Source organism: Lysinibacillus sp. NPDC097214, from assembly GCF_050277945.1.
Classification (GTDB): domain Bacteria; phylum Bacillota; class Bacilli; order Bacillales_A; family Planococcaceae; genus Lysinibacillus; species Lysinibacillus xylanilyticus_B.
Genome location: NZ_JBNNSS010000006.1, coordinates 366238 through 372609 on the forward strand (window position 1 = coordinate 366238; position 6372 = coordinate 372609).

The following is a 6372-nucleotide window of genomic DNA, read 5'->3' on the forward strand; positions in this document are numbered from 1 at the left end:
TTTAGCAACAACATTCACTAAAAGAGAAGGCTACGAATTGCTCTTAACTCATTAAACCTTTAATCAGTCGAGCTGAGACATAACAAACTTCACCATTATCTAAAAAAATAATTCTTTCCTTAGAATCTATATTTTTAATTTTGCTTTTATTTACAATAAAAGATTTGTGACAGCGATAAAAATCTTCATATAAACCTTCATAATCCTTTAATCGACCGTAAAATTCAATATGTTCATTTTCTAAATGTAAAATAATTTTATGTGAGCCTGGAGAAGCTTCGAAAAAATAAACATTTTGAAAATCAATATTATGGGTACGCCCTGTTGTTTTAATTTGAAATTTTTGAATGTTATCTTGTTCCCCTATTTTTAAATAACGTCGATGTGCTTCTTTTAAAGTAGATAATAATTTATCTTTTAACGTATCTGGGTGATCTTTAATGATAAAATCTAACGCAGCCAGTTTATAAATAAATGTAAGATAACTCATTTCAGCATGTGTTGTAATATATACTAGGCTAGCAATAGGGTCTTTTTCTCGAATCTTAGTCCCTAAGGCAATACCTGTAATTTCATGACTTAAATCTATATCTAAAAAGTAACAATCAGCTTTATCATTTTCTAAAAATGCTAGAACATCATCGGGATTTGTAGTGGCCAGCACAATTTTCATCCCATTGTCTTCAATCATAGCGTAGTTTTCGATTATTTTTTTTGCTCTTTCTAATTGAGCTATATCATCTTCACAAATAATAATATCCATCTTATCTACTCCTTTTGAAACTCAATTTCTTGAATAAAATAAGGGGAACTAATTTTCGTGTTCAAATTGACGTTATGTAAATCATTTGTCATTTGACGTAAATTGGCTAAGCCTAGACCTCGATTTTCTCCCTTTGTTGAAAAGCCTTCTTGATAAATTTCGTGTACCTTTAAAGCTATTTTCTTATCAAATATGTTACTCACAACTAATAAGACAACCTCATCCATGCGGATAAACGCCATGCGGACTTCGCCATTTTCAACCCCTCGTGCAGCTTCAATTGCATTATCTAGCAGAATGCCAACCATGCGATTTAAAAGAATTGGGTCTACATCAATATCAGTAATCTCCTCAACAATTTCAATATAAAACGGTACATGATGGGATTGGGCTTGTAAAATTTTCGTTGTTACTAACCCTTTTAAACTATTTATTTTTAAGTTATTTAGCATCATCATCGCTTGTTGATTTAATTGTTGTTCGTCTTGATTCGCTTCTAAAATATGATCATAGAAGTATGTATATAGACCTTCGTAATTTTTATCATCAATAAATGTACGCAATGTAGATAAAATATTAATGTAGTCATGTTTAAATTTGCGCATATCTTGGTTAATTTGTTCAATTGATGCAACATAGGATTCGAAGTTTTTCATTTCTTGTTCACGTTGCTTCATTTTATATTGTTTAAATGCTAAATATAGAACGACAAATATACTAATTGAGAGTAATACAAAATAAATTAGGAACATCGATAAATTATTTTGAACACTTTCGTAGAAATTGTCTTGGTCTATTGCCATGATATTGATGTAAATAAAGATGACCGTTATAATACTAAGAAATGCTAAAATATATGAAATACTCTTAGATCCCCAGCGTTTACTCAAATATTTCACAACTCGTTTATAACAAAAGGCGAATATTATGGCAAATACTATTATAAATAAGAAATAGCAGATTATAATTAGCTGTTCATTTCCTATTTCATTAAGTAAACGAAAAGCAATTATATACGATATGTTATCGCTAATTACTAAAAAAATAAGCGCCATAAACACATGAAGAATGCTCATAATAAATTTTGTTTCTCGATAAACCATAATTGCTAATATTAATACATAGTATAAGGTAGATATTGGTCCAATAAATTGAAATAATATACCTGTTGGTAAAAAAATAATTAGTATAATAAATAGAAATTGTTTTTTTGAAAAAATTAAGTCTAATACATATTTACAGAAAAATAGCATTATAAAATATTGAATAAAGACTAGTAAAATTTCAATTGTTAGATTTCCCATGTTGCACTCCTTTAACAATTTTTACTATATAATCATTATACAATATTTTTCCAGAATTTTCGTTTTTATTTCATCAACTTCCATTAACTCCCAATCTATAATAAAAAAACCATTATTATTAAAGTTCTGTATTTTTCATTTCTTCCGGTAATTCAATTTCTTCCCAAGCTCCAAGACACATCATATTGATACTACTCTCTGCAATTCTAATAAATACTGTTGCACTAAGCATTGTGAAATATTTTAACATTGAATTTCCTCCTTTGATTTTAGCCATGAATATATAATAGTAAATGTTTCAAGTAACATGCCTGCTACTATAAATTTAGAAATGGTTAAGGGTAATACTATAATTACTATCATAGTTATAAAAAATCTTTTATACATTTTTTTTCGTAAATAACTAATATGCTTAGCACTTCTTATTTTGTTTTTTTGCGAACTAATAGGTGCTAATAATGAAAGTACCCCTACACAAGCTAAAAAAATGACCCAAATAAAAATTGGTGTAAAATTAATTATATTAAGGAAGAGATATGTAAAACTGAGAAATAAAATAGCACTTGTTACTAAACATGTTTTAAAAGAAGTACAATGTAATCCAAAAGCTACTTGTCTAAAATAGAAAAATCCAATGTGGACTAAAGCTAATTGCCATGCTATCCCTAGAATAAAAGCCAGTGAGTAAATAATAACGAACTTCTTAAAATCCATAAGAAAAATACGTAATCCATGAATTAATTTAATTTCATCCAGCTCTGAAATATCTACAAATTTTTTATAATGGCCTAGTATTGTTTGTTCTTTTAACGTGTATACCATTTTATTCCCCCCTGTTCTAATTACATTTTAATAAACCAAAACAGAATATTCATATTCTTCCCACATAAAACCATTTTTCTATAATATACGTATTACTTTTGGAATCATTATTCCCTGAACGTATTATTTTTCATCTTCAACGTAAAGAAGCCTTGGAAATTAATCCAAAGCTTCTGCTAATCCTAGCGTTAAAATTGAAGGTACCTCATCTGGGTTATTCATTCTTAATAGTTGATAACCAATTCCGGCTACGCCATTAAACAACCCTTTTGCCTCAAAGTCAAATACATTTTCTACTCCATAACTAGATTTCTCAAAAATATTGTTTAAACTTTCATTCACTAAAGATAAAGCTTTATCTTTCAATTGATCATCTTCTAATTTCTGACCGGCTAACAAGTACAATTCACTATCGCCTAAATTACCATCTTTCAGGGAATTGTTTTGTTTTTTCGTTTGTGCTTCTAACACGGTGAACGCATTTTGGACAACATCCGTATATTTTTTGTTATCATTTAATACATGAGCGATTCCTATGCCTGTCGTTCCGTGTGTCCAAGCATGCTTGTATTGTAGAGTTTTGGTTCTTAAATCTTTCCAACCTTTTCCTTGAACAAATAACTCTTTTTCGTACTCTAAAGCTTCATGTGAAAATTCAATTAAACTTTGATCGTTTAAGGCTTTTCCAGCTGCATATAATGCTAATCCAATCCCAGAAGTTCCGTGTGATAGACCGCCTAATCTTGTATTTACATGTCTATTTATCCATACTCTTTTACCATCTTTTATTTCTGAATTAGATAGTAAATGTTGAACGTATACCTTGATAATTTCTTTGTAAATTTCCTCTTTAGTTTCCTCATATAACGTCGATGCCAAACTAATAATCCCAGCTGAACCACTTAAAAAATCTAATTCTGCATCATTTTTTACTTCTTCTAGTAGCTTAGTTTGAATTTTTTTAATCTTTTCTTCATATTTTGGGTTTGGATCGATTTCCTTCATTTTGTGTAGTGCGTACAATAAGGAACAATCTCCAAAGAATGCTGAAATTAATCCTTGTGGTTGTTTAAAAGTTTCAAATGTTGATTCGATCGCTGCCTGAGCTACAACTTTATATTTTTCTTGTTGTGTTTCTTTATAAAGCTGTGAAAAGAATAACGCGACTCCTCCCAAACCATCATATAAATTCACACTCATTGGAAGGACATTCCAACTATTTTCGTGATTTTGAATAGTCAACCATGATACTGTCTTTTTATCTTCAGACCAAGTAGCGTCATCAATCAAATAATCTCCTATTTGACATGCAAAGTCTTTCAATGAAGGTTTTTGAGCGCTAGATTGGATTGAATTTTCTCCAGATGTTTTAACTTCTTGTGCATCCATTCCTATAGCGAGGATAAGCCATCTTTTTTGATTTTGAATTTCTTTTTCAGATAAGTTGCTAATTTTTTCGGTCACTATTTCTAGCCCTGTTTTCTTAAAGTAATTAGGAATACTATTATGATGACTTGTATATAGGTTTTTGCTATCTACCGTCGTGTAAAAATATGGAACATCTCTTTGTAATAAATCTTTTAATTCATGAGATATTACTCGACTATCTTTAAATGGATATAGCCACATACGTTCAAACATTTGCTCTAATGCTACTGCTTTTCCTGAATAATCAGGATGTGTAGCCTCCATTAAAAAATTAGAGTAGTGTTGCGTAGCTCTTAAGATTATTCGAATTTTGCTATTTGCAAAGTTTTGAATAGGCCCTTCAATAAGTTCCTTCTTAAACTTTAAAATGAATTGCATCATTTGTTCATATCCATCAATAATATGAGATAAATAAGTTTGAGCATCTACTCTTTGACCATTTAAATATGGAATGTTTTCGGCACCTTGGCAAAAAGCTTCTTGCATCTTATACACCATTTCATCCGTGTTTGCTTGCTCTATTTGTAATACTGAAAACGGTAATTTTTGAACTTTCCCATTTAACGCACTTAGATCAACACCTTTACCATCTGCATTTTGGAATAATGACTGCGGTAATAGCCCTGTTCCTATTACAGATTCACTTTGAACATATTTCAACTTTATTTCAGCTGTATCTGGGAAATCTAATTCCGGATACTGGTGGAAAATAGTCTCTAGATCAATTAAATATGGATATTCTCCGTTAGCAATAATATTTTCATAATGCATATCTGCACCGCTAATCATGTGCATTAATCCGACTAACTGTCCAAAGCGATTGTAATATCTTCTAACTTCTTCTTCCGAATTACATTCTTTTTGAATAATACATTCTTCAAATCCATATTCTTCACGATCTAGTACCTTATAAGTTGGCAAGCTAATCGTAATATTATGTTTATTAATCCAACGAATCAATTCATTATATTTTTCAACGATGTCTAAAGATTTTGGTTTATACATAATAGATTTTTCATTTGAATATTCTAGTTTAGCAACAGTTTGTCCTTTTTGATGGGTATCTCCTAATCCAATTTTAATATCCAGTAATTTAGCGCCCATTAAGTTGAATTTTTGGTTTAAATCCATCCAGCTTTCATTTAATCTTTTAAATAAAGTTGAAATATTGTTAATGAAAAGTTCTGTACGTTCTAAACAAGTTCGCGTTAATACAGGATACTCTTCATAGAACTCATATAAATGCTCTAAATCTCTAGAGCGTTTAATAATAAACGATTCAAATCTTTCCTCAGGTGTTTCTCCTTCTAAATTTTCTCGTAACTTCTCAATTTGCAACTCTAATGTGACAGTTTTTGAAATAAGGCCTACCAACTCTGTAGCAATGGCGTCAGCTAGAGTTTGTTTGATGTTATTCCAATCGTATCGATCTAGTGTTTGATCCACCTGAATATCTTCTTCAACTTGTTTAATAGCATATAGGACAAAAGGATAAATAAATTCTACTAAAGTTGGCTTGTCTAAATTTTGCTGTAATTCGCTATATAACTTCATACCTTCATCAATCATATTTAAGTCCAACTTCTTAGTCATATAATGTTTAAATTTTCCATGAGATTCAACGTTAGCAATTCTCAAAAATTCTTCTTTATTATATCCCTCTGCTTCTAATCTTTTTTCAAATAGAGATGGATTATTTGTATATACAGCTGGTGCCCATTCATTTTTTAATATAGTTGATTGCTCAGTTGGATCTATTAATAAACGCTTTTCAGATGTGTAAATTGCTGCTTGTAATTTATTAGTGTTAGTCATTTGTTTTAACAATGGAATCACTCTCTTTCATAATTTAGTAAAAAATAATCACGAACTACTTATCTTTTAAATAGGCCCTGATTATTTTTAAAGCGGGGAGGGGAAACCCCGCTTTAAAAGTTAATGTGTTAATTGTAGCTAGGAGATTAGCACATTTTAATGGATGCAGTTAAGCCGATGATAACTCCTACACATAATGGCGTTGTTTCTGGTTTTACATCTGAGGCACCTTGAATTTGT

At 30.2% G+C, this 6372-nt stretch carries 6 protein-coding genes; all 6 read right to left on the reverse strand.

Annotation, left to right across the window (positions count from 1 at the left end):
• Positions 1-43: 43 nt before the first annotated feature.
• The 6 genes from ACQKMI_RS16335 to ACQKMI_RS16360 all read right to left on the reverse strand — a co-directional run bounded on the left by ACQKMI_RS16335 (position 44) and on the right by ACQKMI_RS16360 (position 6368).
• Entirely contained in the window at positions 44-763 is a 720-nt protein-coding gene (locus ACQKMI_RS16335; protein WP_427490592.1) for a LytR/AlgR family response regulator transcription factor, read from the reverse strand.
• 5 nt (positions 764-768) lie between these two features.
• The gene (locus tag ACQKMI_RS16340) at positions 769-2067 is read right to left on the reverse strand and encodes a sensor histidine kinase (protein ID WP_427490594.1); all 1299 of its coding nucleotides are present in this window, start codon (positions 2065-2067) and stop codon (positions 769-771) included.
• Positions 2068-2185: 118 nt separating this feature from the next.
• Positions 2186-2317, reverse strand: coding sequence for an AgrD family cyclic lactone autoinducer peptide (locus ACQKMI_RS16345; protein WP_427490596.1), 132 nt, complete (start codon positions 2315-2317; stop codon positions 2186-2188).
• Positions 2311-2889 carry an accessory gene regulator B family protein gene (locus ACQKMI_RS16350; protein WP_427490598.1) on the reverse strand — a complete coding sequence of 193 codons (579 nt, stop codon included), beginning with the start codon at positions 2887-2889 and terminating at the stop codon, positions 2311-2313. The genes ACQKMI_RS16345 and ACQKMI_RS16350 overlap by 7 nt, the downstream gene beginning before the upstream one ends.
• 159 nt (positions 2890-3048) lie before the next feature.
• On the reverse strand, positions 3049-6144 hold the full coding sequence (locus ACQKMI_RS16355) for a type 2 lanthipeptide synthetase LanM family protein (protein WP_427490600.1): 3096 nt from the start codon (positions 6142-6144) through the stop codon (positions 3049-3051).
• A 134-nt stretch (positions 6145-6278) separates the two neighbouring features.
• The gene (locus ACQKMI_RS16360; RefSeq protein ID WP_427490622.1) at positions 6279-6368 is read right to left on the reverse strand and encodes a hypothetical protein; all 90 of its coding nucleotides are present in this window, start codon (positions 6366-6368) and stop codon (positions 6279-6281) included.
• Between the last annotated feature and the right edge of the window lie 4 nt (positions 6369-6372).